The sequence below is a fragment of the Micromonospora sp. NPDC049203 genome, from assembly GCF_043197215.1.
Taxonomy (GTDB): domain Bacteria; phylum Actinomycetota; class Actinomycetes; order Mycobacteriales; family Micromonosporaceae; genus Micromonospora.
In genome coordinates, this window is sequence record NZ_JBICSV010000003.1 from 232084 (window position 1) to 246484 (window position 14401).

10 protein-coding genes are annotated in these 14401 nt (G+C 69.4%); 3 read left to right on the plus strand and 7 right to left on the minus strand.

The window, feature by feature from the left end; all coding sequences use genetic code 11:
- Window positions 1-117 precede the first annotated feature (117 nt).
- The 5 genes from ACGFIA_RS10090 to acs all read right to left on the minus strand — a co-directional run bounded on the left by ACGFIA_RS10090 (window position 118) and on the right by acs (window position 8293).
- Entirely contained in the window at window positions 118-2901 is a 2784-nt protein-coding gene (locus ACGFIA_RS10090; RefSeq protein WP_357477907.1) for an immune inhibitor A domain-containing protein, read from the minus strand.
- A gap of 186 nt (window positions 2902-3087) precedes the next feature.
- Window positions 3088-4128 carry a hypothetical protein gene (locus tag ACGFIA_RS10095; RefSeq protein ID WP_393259498.1) on the minus strand — a complete coding sequence of 347 codons (1041 nt, stop codon included), beginning with the start codon at window positions 4126-4128 and terminating at the stop codon, window positions 3088-3090.
- A gap of 230 nt (window positions 4129-4358) precedes the next feature.
- Complete coding sequence (locus tag ACGFIA_RS10100; RefSeq protein ID WP_393259500.1) at window positions 4359-5273, minus strand: hypothetical protein; 915 nt, start codon at window positions 5271-5273, stop codon at window positions 4359-4361.
- A gap of 169 nt (window positions 5274-5442) precedes the next feature.
- Window positions 5443-5904 (minus strand): LuxR C-terminal-related transcriptional regulator, encoded by a 462-nt coding sequence (locus ACGFIA_RS10105; protein WP_393259502.1) that lies wholly within the window; start codon window positions 5902-5904, stop codon window positions 5443-5445.
- Between the two features lie 403 nt (window positions 5905-6307).
- A complete protein-coding gene (gene acs / locus ACGFIA_RS10110) occupies window positions 6308-8293 on the minus strand; it encodes an acetate--CoA ligase (RefSeq protein ID WP_393259504.1) in 1986 nt (661 codons plus the stop codon).
- A 221-nt stretch (window positions 8294-8514) separates the two neighbouring features.
- On the opposite strand from acs, the gene ACGFIA_RS10115 reads away from it, so the two are divergent.
- Window positions 8515-9261 (plus strand): oxidoreductase, encoded by a 747-nt coding sequence (locus ACGFIA_RS10115; RefSeq protein ID WP_393259506.1) that lies wholly within the window; start codon window positions 8515-8517, stop codon window positions 9259-9261.
- Window positions 9262-9273: 12 nt separating this feature from the next.
- Here the strand turns inward: ACGFIA_RS10115 and ACGFIA_RS10120 are convergent, their stop codons facing one another.
- The gene (locus ACGFIA_RS10120; RefSeq protein ID WP_393259508.1) at window positions 9274-10080 is read right to left on the minus strand and encodes an HAD family hydrolase; all 807 of its coding nucleotides are present in this window, start codon (window positions 10078-10080) and stop codon (window positions 9274-9276) included.
- A 635-nt stretch (window positions 10081-10715) separates the two neighbouring features.
- Between ACGFIA_RS10120 and ACGFIA_RS10125 the strand changes: the two genes are divergently transcribed.
- Window positions 10716-11693, plus strand: coding sequence for a patatin-like phospholipase family protein (locus ACGFIA_RS10125; RefSeq protein WP_357391205.1), 978 nt, complete (start codon window positions 10716-10718; stop codon window positions 11691-11693).
- A gap of 28 nt (window positions 11694-11721) precedes the next feature.
- A complete protein-coding gene (locus ACGFIA_RS10130; RefSeq protein WP_357391207.1) occupies window positions 11722-14163 on the plus strand; it encodes an NACHT domain-containing protein in 2442 nt (813 codons plus the stop codon).
- Window positions 14164-14220: 57 nt separating this feature from the next.
- Here ACGFIA_RS10130 and ACGFIA_RS10135 read toward each other — a convergent pair whose 3' ends face one another.
- On the minus strand, window positions 14221-14394 hold the full coding sequence (locus ACGFIA_RS10135) for a hypothetical protein (RefSeq protein WP_357391209.1): 174 nt from the start codon (window positions 14392-14394) through the stop codon (window positions 14221-14223).
- Window positions 14395-14401: the final 7 nt, after the last annotated feature.

Below are 14401 nucleotides of genomic sequence, written 5' to 3' on the forward strand. Positions count from 1 at the left end.
CCCCCCGCCCCCCCCCCCCCCCCGGCGCCGCCCGCCCCGCCCCCCCCCCCCACCCTTCCCCCATCGAGCTTGTTCAGCTCATTTTCGGTCATTCCGGTTCCGGTTTGAACGTACGGTTCAGCTCCGCGGCGGGACGACGTACACCTGAGCGTACGAGTTGTCCTTGGCGGCCCGCTTGATGATGATCGAGACGCCGTACTGGACGCCCGCGTCACCCGGGTTGCCGGTGCCGAGCACGATCGCCCCGCCACCCAGCGTCGAACCGTAGTAGTCCGTCGCCGGAGTGCCGTCCGGGTTCACCACCCGGGTCGTGTACTGCTGGTTGCCCCGCGACGGGACGACCACCGAGGCGTCGTTGTCCCGCGCGTACGCGGCACCGTCGCGGATCTCGATGCCCGGGTACCAGCCCTTGGCGTCGGTGAAGCCGCGCACCGGAGCCTGCGGGCCGAACTTCGTGCAGTACTCGCTGTACGGCTCGTCCGCCGCCTCCAGGCACTCCTTGAACGGGTACGTCGGCTTCAGGCCGAACGCGGCGTTGGAGGACTGCGGCCGGCTGGGCAGGTTCTTCAGCACCGACGGGTCCTTCTCGGCCGCGACGCCCTTGCGGCGCAGCGGGTCGTTGTGCGAGTCGACGATCAGCAGCCCGCCCTTGGCGCCGTAGCTGGGCAGCGCGGTCATCTGCGCGGTGACGTGGTTGACGTCGCCGAGCTGGGTGTCCCGGTACCAGACCAGCATGCCCGGCGCGTTGTACGCGATCCGGTCGACCTTCCACGCCTCGTGCGAGTAGACGGTGTCGTAGGTGTACTTCAGACCGTTGTCGAAGCCGTCGAAGTTACGCCACTCGGCCAGGTAGTAGTGCGACTTCACCTGGGTGCCCGAGTCGATGTACCAACCCGCGCCGCTGGTGTCGGTGAAGGTGCCGCCGGTCTGGGTCCAGCCCGCCGCGCCGCTCTCCACGTCGTCGCTCCAGGTGGTGGCACCGCCGCCGGTCACCGAGAAGTCGTCGGCGAACCAGCCGCGCTCCACGAACGCCTCGTCGGTGGCGTACCGCAGCCGCACCTGCACGGTCTGCCCGGCGTACGACGACAGGTCGACGTAGTCGTGCCGCCAGCCGCCCGTGCTGCCGGTCAGGCCGTACTTCTTGTTGCCGAAGTCGACCATGCGGCCGTTCGGGTCGGCGTAGCCGTCGTTCGTGGAGACCAGCGCGCCGCCCTCGGCGTACACCTTCTGCTCGTTCCAGGTGGCGCCGCCGTCGGTGGAGACCTCGACGAAGCCGAAGTCCCAGTCCGTCTCGATGACGAAGTTGTTCCACATCCAGAACTTCGCGTCGGCGGCGTTCGGCACGGACACCGTACGGCTGAGCTTGACGTCGGCCCAGTTCTGGTCGGCACCGGAGTACCACATGTTCGAGCCGCTGTGCGGCGTCGCCAGCGAGATCACCTTGTCCGGCAGGTCGATCTTGATGCCGTCCTCGGTGCCGACCGGCGTACGCGACGTCTGCCCGAGCTTGACCAGCTTGGACCGGTCACCCGGACCGAACGTCTTCGGCTCGGCCCAGCCCAGCACCCACTTGTCCCAGAGGCCCATGTGGGTGGGCAGCGCCTGGAAGATCTCGCCGGAGTGCGAGCCGGACGCCATCAGGTCCCAGAAGTCCACGTCGGAGTCGGCGTTGCCGGAGGTGTCGTAGAGGTCCGGCAGGCCCAGGTCGTGCCCGAACTCGTGGGCGAAGACGCCGACGCCGGCGTCCTCCGGCTGCACGATGTAGTTCGACACCTTCAGGTTGGTGCCCGGGATCGTGTAGCCACCGGTCACCGTCGAGGAGTGCGCCCACACCGAGTAGATGCCGACGTCGCCGCCACCGCGGGACTTGCCCTGGTTGGCGTGCACCAGCACCAGGTGGTCGATCACACCGTCCGGCTCGTGGTAGTTGCCGTCGCCGTCGCGGTCGCTCTGGTCCTCGATGTCGTAGTCGGCCCAGGGGAAGTTCGGGTCGGCCGCGGCCAGCGCGTCGATCGCGTCGGTGGCGAGCCGGCCGGCACCCTGCGGGTTGTCCGGGTGGCCGTTCATCGACTGCTCACGCCCGGCGACCCAGTTGCCGTTCTCGTCCTGGAAGCAGCGCGAGGCGGCGTACCAGCCCTCCGAGTGCGGCACCGTGATCCACGGGCTGGCCTGCCCGTCCACGGTGTACGCGCCCTTGGACATCTCCAGGTACATGTTGTGCATGGTCCGTCCGGCGAGGCTGATGCCCGGCTTGCCGTCCGGCCCCTTCAGGTCCTTGCGGACCCGCTCGGTGATGCCCTTCTTGCTGTACAGCATCTTGTCGTAGTGGGCCGGCGAGAAGTCCGGCACCCACATCGAGTTGTTGTCCTTGTGCGGCAGGGTGGCCGGGTTCGGGATCGTGTTGTGGCGCGGCCCGTTCTGCACGGTGCCGGGAACGCAGGTGCGGTCCTCGAACACCGTCTTCGGGACCATCACGCCTGTGAAGTCGTCGTTGGCCTTGTCGTTGAACTCGACGAGCAGCGTCAGCAGCTTGGCGGTCTGCGTGCTCTTGGCCTGCTTGATCTTGCGAGGGCTCTTGCCGGTCCGGATGGACTTGGCCTCCAGCTTGGCCAGCTCGCGCGCCGCGATCGGGTTACCCCCGGCGTACTTGCGGTCGTAGGCGCGGGCCTCGTCCGCCGGTGAGGAGAAGACGCCGTCGCGGCCCTTCACCTCCTTGCCGCCGGTGTCCGGCTGGACCTCGGGCTCGGCGTAGTTGATGTAGTGCTCGTCCGCCCCGATCGTGACCGGTGCGGACCGGGCAGGCTGAGCCGCCGCGCTGCCCGTCACGGTCAGCGACGTGGCCGCGAGCGCGATGGCGGGCAGCGCGACGAGTAGGCGTCGCCGTGCCCTGTGCTGCGACATGGGGAGCATGCCACTCCGTTCGTAGGGAATGGTGAAGGTCGGCGACTCAGTGACATCTGTCGAATTCCGCCGGTTCGGCTGAACGTAGCCGACCAAACGCGCCATCGACAGGGGTGAGCCGACGGCTCTGCCCGTTCGGGTCAGCGGCGGGTCCGCCGATCGACGGCCGTGCCGTCCGCGTCGTGGTCAGGCTTTCCCGCCCACGAACCGCGCCACCCTCAGCGAGTTCTGCTCTGGCTTCTGCGGTTCCGACCCCAACTTCGACCAGGCGACGAAGTCGCCACCGGCGAAGGCCAGACTCAGGCCCGGCGCCTCGCCGAGCCGCCACATCCGGTCGGTCGCCACGTCGAGCACGTACTGGCCGGCGTCGCCGCTGCCACTGCCGTTGCTCCAGCAGACGAGCTTCGGCGACGAGCCGAGCGTCATGGCGGGGCCATTGTCGCCGAGGGTCACCTCGATGGCCCGCTTGGTGGCCGACGGCAGGACGAACAAGGTCCCGGGCGTCTCCTCGGTGGCGCCGGTCACGATCCAGGAGACGTGCCCGGGCTCCGCCGTGAGCGCGCTGACCTGCTGCTCTCCGGTCAGCGGGCCGGAGGCGTACACGCTGTCACGGCCGCCGCTCACCTTGTGGATCTCGTAGCGGCTCTTCGGGAATCCGGGAGCCACGTCCTCGGACCGGACATAGTAGAGGTCCTTGCCGGCTGCGGCCGGAAGCTTCGCCCGCTGGGCGACGACCGATGGCGCCGCACCGCCGGCCGGCGAGCTGGCGAGGATCTGCGCGCCGAAGTCACGCTCGCCCGTCGTGGGGACGGTCGTGGTCCAGTAGACCCGATCAGTGCCCACGGAGAGCATGGAGCTGCCCGGTGGGATGGGCATCTTCTTGCCCTTGGCGATCGGTGCCGAGTCACCCAGCAGCACGGAGCGGCCGGAACTCCGGTCGAAGCCGTACACCAGCCAGTCCATCTGGTACATGTCGGTGCTGGAGGTCTCCATCCAGGCCACGGTCCGGTCGTCCGCGTCGGCGTAGATGGCTTGTCGGGGCGGGCCGCTCGGGGCCGGGGACAGGGTGCGCGCCCGCCCGCCGGAGTAGAGACCCACCCGGCTCTGGCCGATGCCCAGCTCGCCGTCACCCGTCTTGGGAACGGGGTTGGCGGCGCTGATGAGCTGACCGTCGGGGGTGAGGCCAAGATGGTTGAGCGTGCGGCCGCCTGCCTGCGCACCCCCCACGACGAAGCCTCCACGCAGCTCGCGGCCCTCTCGCGCGCTCGCCGCGTCCTTCGTGGCGTGCCGGGAGCCGATCTCGAAAGGGGCACCTGTGGTCGAGCCGCTGTCGGTGTCGGCGCTGGGTGAGGAGACGGGGGAGGACGCTGCCCGTCCGGCGGCGTCCTCCCCCTTACCGTCGTCACAGCCACCGACAGTCAGAAGGATCAACGCAACTGTCAGTGTCCGGCGCATGGCTAGTAAACGACTCCGTTCGACTGGAGGAACCGAGTGGCGAAGGTGGAGGTGGTGTAGGTAAACGACTTCTTCGTGCTCGACCACACCGAGGTGGCCGGATCGGCCCAGGTGGTGTTCTGGCCGGACTGGACGTAACCGTAGCCGACGATCCAGTGGCCGATCGTCTTGTTGGTCGGGTGTCCGTTGTAGTGCGAGCCACCGGCGAACTCGACCGTGTCCGCGCCGATCGGCATGCCGTTGCCGCCCACGCTGTGCGTGAAGATCTTGGGCAGCAGCGAGCCGCTGGGCTTGGGCACCTGCACGTACCAGGGGACGTTGCGCCAACGGTTGATGCCCGTGGCGAACCGCTTGCTGGTCCACGTGGTGCTGTGGCTGGCCTCGGTGTTCATGTGCGCGCTGTTGGCCAGGTTGGCCTGGGAGAGGCTGTTGCCGTTGTAGCGGCTGGTGTACCCGGAGCCGTGCAGGTAGCGGATGATCATGTAGCCCGAGGCGGGACCGCAGTAGTAGCCCTTGGCCTGCGCGTACTGCACGAAGGGCAGGATACGGCTGCTGGCCGCCGTGGTACGCAGGCCGGCGCCGTCACCGGGATCGACGTAACCCGAGTCGCCGTACTGTGCGGTGTAGTCGTTCTGCAGCTTGGTGAGCTGGGTCGGATCCGCCCCCTGGACGTTGACCGCGTACCACTCCTGGGAGATCTGGAGCTTGAGGTTCGTCTGGTCGTCGGTCGGCTGCTCGAGCCCGGGGTCGGTGACGTCACCGCCGGTGAAGTTTCCCTCGATGCCGTCGTAGGGCTCATCCGGATCGATGATCTCCGCCATCGCCGACGCGGGGGCGGCGAAAGCCGCGGCGCTGCCGATCATGAGCGCGGCAAGCACCCCGGCAATGCGCCGATAAGGGGTCGTCGCTGTTCTCAAATGGTCCTCCACTCCGGTCGAATAATCGCTGCGCCGATCGTCTGGTGGGGGTTGTCCCGGCGCGGCGACGTGTAATCGAAGAATAGTGATGCCGGCTCGGGACCGCCTGTCCCGTAAACGAGGGACAGGAGCTTTCGTGCGGCGGGCCCGACGCCGCTGGCGGCCCGTCTCACGGACATTCCGGTCGGCCGTCCGCCGGTTTCCCGGAGTCGATCGCGGCCCGGGTGAGAAATGCCTTGTTGCCGTGGCCGAGCTTCGCCTTCAGCCGCTTGACGTAGGTGTTCACCGAGTGGATGCTGACCTGCAGCCGCACCGCGGTCTGCCCGTGGGTGAGGCCGCTGGCGATGCACTCCAGTACCTCGCTCTCCCGCTGGGACAGCCGTTGCCCGCCGGCCGGCGCCGTTCGCGGCGGCGACACCGGCCAGGGCGGCTGCCGCGCTGCCGTCGGAGCCTCGACCACCAGCACACAACGTGGCTCGGGTGAGTCGGCGGGACACGGCGGCGCGGCGGGCTCGAGCCGGCCCGAGCCCGCCGCACAGGTCGCCCCGGACGCCTCCGCCCCGGACGCCTCCGCCCCGGACATCGCCGGCACGACGGTCACGCCGGCCGAGGTGAGGAGGTCGGCGATCATGCGCCGAGCGGCGGGATCACTTGCGTGAATGGTGACTCTCAACATCGGCATTCCTCGGGAGGCGACGCGGAAGAGCGCACAATGAATCCGCACGGGTGCGGTGGGTGAATATTGCGCACCAAGGAGCGACCAATGTGTGGACAATGAACAGCCCGCACATGAGGTGAAGAAATGATCCTGGCCGAAGAGGCCGGAAAGTCCCTATGGATGCATCCGCGTCAAGTAAGCATGACCATTTCCGCCACCCCCGTTCGAAGGAACTCGACGAAGGTCATTGTCCCACGCCCGATGATCGCGTGCTGCCCCGTCCCTGCCGGCGTACGGCACCACGCGCAGACGACGGTGGGTGGCGGTCCGCCGGACCACCACCCACCACAACCACTGGGCTGCCGAAGCCTCCTGGTCAGTCCTCGTCAGACTTGCCGCTCATCCCCGACGAGATCAACTCCATCACCGAGGAGTCCTGGAGAGTGGTCACGTCGCCGAGCGACCGGTTCTCCGCCACGTCCCGCAGCAGCCGGCGCATGATCTTCCCGGACCGGGTCTTCGGCAGCTCCGGCACCAGCATGATCTGCCGCGGCTTGGCGATCGGGCCGAGCGTCTTCGCCACGTGGTTGCGCAGGTCGGCGATGAGCTGCTCGCCCGCGTCACCCGCGGTCTCCGCGCTGCCACGCGGGATGGCGAACGCCACGATCGCCTGGCCGGTCGTCGGGTCCGTCGCGCCGACCACCGCCGCCTCCGCCACCGACGGGTGGCTGACCAGCGCCGACTCCACCTCGGTCGTGGAGATGTTGTGGCCGGACACCAGCATCACGTCGTCCACCCGGCCGAGCAGCCAGATGTGTCCGTCGTCGTCCTTCTTCGCGCCGTCACCGGCGAAGTAGACCCACTCGTCGCCGGTGTTCGCGCCCGCCCCGAACCGGGACCAGTACGTCTCCAGGAACCGGTTGTCGTCGCCCCAGATCGTCCGCAGCATCGACGGCCACGGCTCCTTCAGCACCAGGTATCCGCCGCCGCCGTTCGGCACCGACTGGCCCTGGTCGTCGACCACGTCGGCGACGATGCCTGGCAGCGGGCTCATCGCCGAGCCGGGCTTCGCCTCGGTCACGCCCGGCAGCGGCGAGATCATGATGGCACCGGTCTCGGTCTGCCACCAGGTGTCCACCACCGGCAGCTCAGCGCGGCCGACATGCTGCCGATACCAGATCCACGCCTCCGGGTTGATCGGCTCGCCGACGCTGCCGAGCAGGCGCAGCGACGACAGGTCGTACCCGGCCGGGATGTCCTCGCCCCACTTCATCATGGTGCGGATCAGCGTCGGCGCGGTGTACAGGATGGTCACCTTGTACTTGTCGACGACCTCCCAGAACCGGCCCTTGTGCGGGGTGTCCGGCGTGCCCTCGTACATGACCTGGGTGGCGCCGTTGGAGAGCGGGCCGTACACGATGTAGGAGTGCCCGGTCACCCAGCCGATGTCGGCCGTGCACCAGTAGACGTCCGTCTCCGGCTTCAGGTCGAACACCGCGTGCGTGGTGTACGACGTCTGGGTCAGGTAGCCGCCGGTGGTGTGCAGGATGCCCTTCGGCCGGGCGGTCGTGCCGCTGGTGTAGAGGATGAACAGCGGGTGCTCGGCGTCGAACGCCTGCGCCTCGTGCTCCGGCGACGCCGTCTCCACGGTCTCGTGCCACCAGTGGTCCTTCGCCGACCAGGCGACCTCCTCACCGGTACGCCGGACCACCAGCACGTGCTCCACCGACGGGCAGTTCGCCACCGCCTCGTCCACCGTCGGCTTGAGCGCCGACGGCTTGCCCCGGCGGAAGCCGCCGTCCGCGGTGATCACCACCTTGGCGCTGGCGTCCTGGATCCGGTTGGTCAGCGCGTCGGCGGAGAAGCCGCCGAACACCACGCTGTGCGTGGCGCCGATCCGGGCGCAGGCGAGCATCGCCACCGCCGCCTCCGGGATCATCGGCAGGTAGATCGCCACCCGGTCACCGGCGGTCACGCCCAGCTCGGTCAGCGCGTTCGCCGCCTGGCAGGTGAGCTTGTGCAGGTCGGCGTAGGTGACGGTACGGGTGTCGCCCGGCTCGCCCTCCCAGTGGATCGCCACCTTGTCGCCGCGGCCCGCCTCGACGTGCCGGTCCAGGCAGTTGTACGCCACGTTGAGCCTGCCCCCGGTGAACCACTTCGCGAACGGGGCGTTCGACCAGTCGAGCACCTGCTCCCACGGCTGGGCCCAGGCCAGCCGGCCGGCCTGGCGCTCCCAGAAGGCCAGCCGGTCGCCGGCTGCCTCCTCGTACGCCTCGGCGGTCACGTTGGCGTTCGCGGCGAGTTCAGCCGGCGGCGGGAACTGGCGCGTCTCGTTCAGCAAGTTGGCCAATGCCTCGCTCATGCGGTGACTCCTTCGTCGCGTGACCTGCGTCTCCTACTGCGGGGAAGGTTAGCCCCGGCTACCGTGCCCGCGACCGCCCGTCCCCTCACCGCGCGCCCAGCGGCCCTCCCCTCGCGCCGAGGTGTAAGGAAGGGCCCCTTATTAACGCCTCCGGTAGAGGAAGGGCACCTTATTAACAACCCCGGGCTCGGGAGGAGTCCGGTGGTCGCTAGCGTGACGGGGTGACCACCGATCCGCTCGCCCCGCTGCTCGCGCTCGCCGACGTCGCCACCGCCGTCGAGCAGGCCCGCGAGCGGGTCGACCAGGCCCACCGGCACCGCGCGCTGCGCCGCCAGGGCGGCCAGGTCGCCGCCGAGGTCAGCCTCCGCTCCGCCGTGGCCAGCGCCGCGCTGGAGGGCCGCGTCCACGACCGCGAGGAGGTACGCGCCGGCACCGTCACCGACCCCGTGCTCCAGGGCGCGCTGCGGGTCGCCGGGGCGCTGCCCGGGCTGAGCGACCTCTGGCCCAAGGCACCCCGGCAGGTGATGGCCCGGCTGCACGTACTCGCCGCCCGGGACGTGGTGACCGAGGAGGAACTGGGCCGCCCGGTCGCCGACCCGGTGGTCGCGGCCCGCCTCGACGGGCTGGCCGCCCTGGTCGCCGGCGGCACGAAGGTGCCACCGCTGGTGCTGGCCGCCGTCGTCCACGGCGAGCTGCTGAACCTGCGCCCGTTCCCGGGCCCGTCCGGGGTGGTGGCCCGCGCCGCCGCCCGGCTGGTGCTGATCTCCACCGGGTTCGACCCCCGCGGGCTGGTCGCGGTCGACGTCGGGCACTGCGAGCGCGAACCGGAGTACGTCGGCGCGGCCGGCGCGTTCGCCACCGGCACGCCCGACGGCCTGCGCTCCTGGCTGCGGCACTACATGACGGCGGTGGAGGTCGGCGCCGACCAGATCACGCTGATCGGCGACGAGATCCTCGCCGCGTCCTGAGGTGCGCGGGCGTCACGCGGTGGGTGCGGCGGTGCGGGCGCGGCGGTGCCGGCCGTACCAGGCGATGCCGATGGCCACGCCGACGCCCACACCGAGTGCCGCCGCGGCGACCGGCACCGCCGGCCGCTCGCGCAGCCGGCGACCCAGCGGAATCGGGTGCCGGAACTCCAGCACCGGCCACGCGTTCTCCACCGCCAGCTTGCGCAGCGCCCGATCCGGGTTGACCACCGTCGGATGCCCCACGCACTCCAGCAACGGCCGATCGGAGTACGAGTCGGAGTACGCGTACGAGTCGGCCAGGTCGTAGTCGCGCTCCAGAGCCAGTTCGCTGACCGCCTCGACCTTGCTCGGACCGGCCGCGTAGAACTCGACCTCGCCGCTGTACCGGCCGTCCACCACACCCATCCGGGTGGCGATCACGTCGGTGATCCCGAGCAGCTCACCGATCGGCCGGACCATCTCGTCGCCCGACGCCGAGACCAGCACCACGTCCCGCCCGGCGGCCTGGTGCTCCTCGATCAGAGCGGCCGCCTCGGCGTACACATAGGGGTTGATCAGCTCGTGCAGCGTCTCCGCGACGATCTGGCGGACCTGTTCCACCGGCCAGCCCTTGCAGAGCGTGGCGAGGTAGTCCCGGGTGCGGGCCATGGTCTGCTCGTCGGTGCCGCCCAGCCGGAACATCAACTGCGCGTACGCCGACTTGACCACGTCACGCCGGGTGATCAGCCCGTCCCGGTAGAACGGCCGACCGAACGCCAGGGCGCTCGACTTGGCGATGACGGTCTTGTCGAGATCGAAGAAAGCGGCGCTACGGCCCACGGCGCGAAAGTCTAGCCCGACGGGCGACGTCCGGGCGTCCGCCCGGGTGGCGAAAGCCGATGAGCACCCGGAGGAGTGACGTCGGTCACAGGCGGTTATCGATGAATTTAGCTTTGCGTGGAGTGAACAACACTCGACGTATAAGGGTCGACTGCGGCATGCTTGTGCACGCGACGGGAGTTCGCATACCCGGCGCCGCTCGACCCTCGGCGGTTGCACCCCCCGTAACCGCTGAGTCGGTTCGGCTCGACCCCCCCGGAGCCGAACCACAAGACGACCCCCGTCTCCCCCCGACGGGGGTCGTCCCTTTGTGGTGGGAGCGTGCCACCGCAGGTCACCGGCACCCGGGGACGGTCTGCTGGACCAGTAGGTGACAGGTTCAGTTCACGCGGTCTGACCAGCCGGTCGGGTCGGGGCGCGTAGCCGGGCCGACGACGGTCTCGGCGGTGCGGGCCAGCCAGCGCAGGGCGGAATCCACCCGGCGGCACAGGTACGCCTGTTGAACCGACCGGCATGAACACGAGATCGGTGACGTCCAGAGACGAGGCGGCGGCACCTGCCGGCAGCCTCAGGTGGCGACCGGCGTCACCGGCCGCCCTTGCCGCCTCGCCCAGCGGTGGGCGAAGGTGGAGGCTGTGAGCGACGAAATGGCACGGCCGGACGTCTGGCAGGTCATCCGCGACCGGCTCGCCGGAAAGCCCGACGACCATGTCCTGGCGCTCACCCTCGAGGGTGGCGGCATGCGCGGCGTGGTGTCGGGCGCGATGCTCATCGCACTGCGCGACCTGGGCATCACCCGCGTCTTCGACCGGATGTACGGCACCTCTTCGGGCTCCATCAATCTGGCATATTTCGCGGCAGGCGGCAGCTGGGATGCTCTCTCCGTCTACTACGACCACCTTCCGCGCGGCTTCGTTAATCCGGCCTACCTGGTGCACCGACCGCGCCTCAACATGCCGTACGTGTTCGAGCGGGTGATGCGGGAGGAAGTTCCGCTCGACACCGTCGCGCTGGCCGACTCGCCTTTCGACGTGCGGATCGCCCTGTCAAATGTGGACACGATGCTGCCGGAGCCATTGGATGTCCGAGATGTCGCCCCGGACATCCACCGCTATCTCATGGCCGGGTCGTGGTTGCCGATCCTCGCAGGTCGTCCGTACCGGCTCGATGGCCATCGCTACCTCGACGGCGGACTGCTCTGGCCCGATCCCCTGTATCCGGCGCTGGCCGATGGCGCCACCCATGTCCTGATGATCAATACAGCTCCTGAGGGAACCCCCACGGACGCGAACCGGGTGACCAGCTTCGTCCTGCACCGCACCCTCAACCAGTGGGCACGGGGACTCGGCGACGCGGCACTTGAGGCGCGTATCGCCTGGGAGGCCGACAAGCAGCTCTTAAAGACAGGCACCACTGTGGACGTGCGGGGTACGTCCGTTCTACGGCTCCGACCCGCCGCCGGCTCCCATCGGGTACGGCGGCTCACGCTCGATCGCGGAACGCTGCTGGACGGGGCTCGTGTCGGCTATCAGTCGATCTTCGAGGCGTTCGGGCGACCGCTGGACGGGGCGTACTTTTCGATCAGCGGACGCAGGTCAGCCGAACAAGGGTGAGGCTTGCTCGGATCGCTACCGTGGGTGCATGGCTTCGCGGCGGACGGTGATTCCCAGCACCTTGATCGGCCTCGTCGTCGTGCCCGCCCTCATCAACCTTGCTACCGGCGGTACTCCTGACGAGTGGGGAACGCGCCAGTGGGCACTGTCCGGGGCTGCCGTCGTCCTCGCCCTGGCCGTTGCGGTCCGCGAGCGCGATCAGAGGTACGAGCAGCCGTCGCTGGACGCGGTGCTCAACAACCTCGCCGACGCGATAAGCAGTCAATGGACGACGGAGATGGGCACGCGGAACCTCAACGAACCGCGCCCGTTCCCCCTGGGCTGGAAGGTGGCGCCCGCGGAGCTGACCACCCCGCTCAGCACGCTTCATCTTGCGGCAAGTGAGTGGTGGCCGGCACCCGAAGGCGGCTGGGCGCGCTCAACCGCCCTGGCAGGTGACGACCTCGACCTTGCCGAGGTGCTACTGCGGCGGGCGCCGACTCGGCGGCTGCTCGTGCTCGGCGGCGCCGGTTCCGGCAAGACCGTCGCGCTGGTCCGCCTCGTTCTGCGCCTGCTCAAATTGCGCGGCACGCCCAAGGGCGTCAACGCTGTCCCGGTCCTCTATTCACTCGCGTCGTGGGACCCGAAACACACCGGTCTGTACGACTGGCTGGAGACGCGGCTCTCCAACGACCACCCCCAACTGGGGGAGACCGATGGCCGGGGCGTCACCTGGGCACGACGACTGATCGACGCAGACCTGCTCCTGCCGGTCCTCGACGGGTTCGACGAGTTGCCCGCAGCACTGCGCGCCGCTGCCCGCGACGGCATCAACAACGAGATGCGCCGAGGCGCCGGTTTCGTGCTCTCTTCCCGTACGGAAGAGTTCGCCGAACTCGTCGACGACAATCCCGGCACGGCTGGCCGACTGCACCTAACCCTGGCCATTGAGATCGAGTCGGTACGCCTCCCTGCGGCTCGCTACTACCTGGCTGCCGAGGGCGGGGAGGAGCGGTGGTCGGGCGTCTTCGCTGCCGCAACCCGATCGGAGCCGTTGCGCGAGGTTCTCACCACCCCGCTTCAGATCAGCCTGGCCCGGGCGATCTACAACCCTCGTTCTGAGGAGCCCCTGGATGAGTTGCCTCACCCCGACGAGCTAACCGACAGCGACCGCTTCCGGGACCGGGCGGCGCTCGATCAGCACCTGTTCGCCGGGTTCCTGCCCGCCGCCTACCGGCAGTTCCCCGGGCAGAAACCCGAGCCGTTCTGTGACAAGGAACGCGCGATCAGATGGCTGGGCCTCCTCGCCGTCTGGCTGGAGAAGCGGGCCGTAGTCGACCTGGCCTGGTGGGAGCTGCGCGAGAAGGTCGGCGCTCCGGTGATCGCTCTCTCGGTCGGCGCCCTGCCCGCGCTCGCGGTCGGCTTGGTCGCCGCGTTCGGTGACACGCTCGGGATGGGTCTCGGTCTCGGCATCCTCGTCGCCCTGGCCGTGGTGTTTCTGCCGATCGGGCACCCGGGAAACGGATCGGGCCGTCGGCACCCGAACACCTTCCAACTCCTGATGGTGCCTCGACGCGTCGGCATCGTGGGCGGCATGGCGGCGGGTTTCGTCGGTGGTCTTCTCGGTGCGCTGGCCGGGGGGATGCTTTGCCACGTCCTGCGGGGCACCCCGGTCTGGGCCGGCCTCATGGGGGGTCTGGGTGCGGGCATCGGCGCCGGTGCCATCGGTGGTAGACGCCGGGGATTCGCGGGCGGCCTCCTGGGCGGCATGGCGGTGGCACTGACCGCCGGTCTGGGCAGGGGCGTGGTCGCGGGTCTGGTGGACGGAGTCGCCGCGTGGTTGGCAGCTGGCGCAGTCGTCGTGCTCACCGGCCTGCGCCGTCCGGCCCGGGAGGTGCGGGCCCTGCACTACTCAAAGGTCGGTCTCGTCGTCGGGATCACCGTCGGACTCGCCATCGGTACACAGGTGTGGCTGCGCTCCGAGCTTCGCCTGGGGATCCTCGCCGGCATCGTCGTCGGAGTGCTCGGCGGCCTGGCCGCTGGTCTTGAGGGCACCACCGTAGACCCGAACAAGATCGCGGACCCGCTGAGCGTGCTCCAACGCGACCGCGGGACCTTCCTCATGGTCGGTACCCTCGGCGGACTCGCCTTTGGCCTGGGCGCAGCCTTCGGCGTACGCCCCAGCGTCGGCCTCGCCGCCGGTCTGACCGTCGGGCTGGTGGCGGCGTGCGTCCAGTCCTCGTACGGCCCGTTCGTCATCGCCCGCTTCTGGCTCGCCGTCCGGGGTGACTTGCCGTGGCGTCTCATGAAATTCGTCGACGACGCTCACCGCCTCGGTGTCCTCCGCCAGATTGGAGCGGTCTACCAGTTCCGTCACATTGAGTTGCAGAGATATCTGGCCAGGGCGACCAGTCGGTACGAGTCGACGCGCGAAGCCCAGGAACGGGCGGCCGTCGGGCCGCATGTCCGCAGTGCCACAGCAGATGGCTGATAACGACCCCGGCCGAACAGCCAGACGTCCTGAGGGCACCCGGCACGGCTCAGCGGATCACGGTGCGCAGGTGTACCGGGCCGGCTCGAAACACACCAGTCCTCGGCCCCGCTCGTCGGCCACCACCCAGGGACGACCGACGTACGTCTGCTGCCGGTCCGACTGGCCGGGCCGGAGCACCGCGTACTGCTGCCGGCGGCGCTCGTAGTTGATCCAGTCGACCACGGCCATCGGCCGG

What these genes read in the sequence shown, in the direction of transcription:
- ACGFIA_RS10135 (WP_357391209.1), bottom strand. Translation starts at nt 14,394, where the DNA reads ATGGCCGTGGTCGACTGGATCAACTACGAGCGCCGCCGGCAGCAGTAC.
- ACGFIA_RS10130 (WP_357391207.1), top strand. Translation starts at nt 11,722, where the DNA reads ATGGCTTCGCGGCGGACGGTGATTCCCAGCACCTTGATCGGCCTCGTC.
- ACGFIA_RS10105 (WP_393259502.1), bottom strand. Translation starts at nt 5,904, where the DNA reads ATGATCGCCGACCTCCTCACCTCGGCCGGCGTGACCGTCGTGCCGGCG.
- acs (WP_393259504.1), bottom strand. Translation starts at nt 8,293, where the DNA reads ATGAGCGAGGCATTGGCCAACTTGCTGAACGAGACGCGCCAGTTCCCG.
- ACGFIA_RS10090 (WP_357477907.1), bottom strand. Translation starts at nt 2,901, where the DNA reads ATGTCGCAGCACAGGGCACGGCGACGCCTACTCGTCGCGCTGCCCGCC.